Source organism: Aminobacter sp. P4_D5, assembly GCF_056401815.1.
Window position 1 is genome coordinate 1 of sequence record NZ_JBFUIP010000957.1, and the last position, 621, is coordinate 621.

Sequence of the window (621 nt, forward strand, 5' to 3'; positions counted from 1 at the left end):
ATTGTGATGGTGAGCGAAAGCAAACGCAKCAAAATCTAGTCGCGCTTCCCGACCAGCTTCTTCAACGTCGCCACCTGGCGGAAGAAGAGCGAGGCCGGTTGCGCGGGACTGCCCAGCAGCCTCGAATGGGGCGGCACGTCCGCGATGACGCCGGATTGCGCGCCGATCTGCGATCCGGTGCCGATGGTCAGGTGCCCCGCCATGCCGACCTGGCCGCCGATCTGGACGAAGTCCTCCACCGTGGTCGAGCCCGAGATTCCGACCTGGGCCACGATCACGCAGTAGCGGCCGAGCTGCACATTGTGGGCGATCTGCACGAGGTTATCGATCCGCGTGCCCGCTCCGATGACCGTGTCGCGCGAGGAGCCGCGGTCGACCGTCGTATTGGCGCCGATCTCGACATCGTCCTCCACGATCACCCGGCCCAGATGGGGGATGCTCAGGAAGCCCTCCGCGGTCTTCGCGAAGCTGAACCCCTCCTGCCCGATGCGCGCGCCGGGACAGATGTAGACCCGCGCACCGATGCGGGCGTGGCTGATACTGGCCTGTGGGCCCACGCGACAGTCCGGGCCGAGGATGACGCCATCGCCCACCACAGCGCCGGCGGCGATGCAGCAACGC

General features: G+C 67.1%; 1 protein-coding gene. It reads right to left on the reverse strand.

The annotated features are described in order from the left end of the window. Positions 1–35 precede the first annotated feature (35 nt). Positions 36–621: UDP-3-O-(3-hydroxymyristoyl)glucosamine N-acyltransferase (locus tag AC1DWF_RS36050; RefSeq protein WP_476843247.1), on the reverse strand; the 586-nt coding region annotated here is incomplete at its 5' end.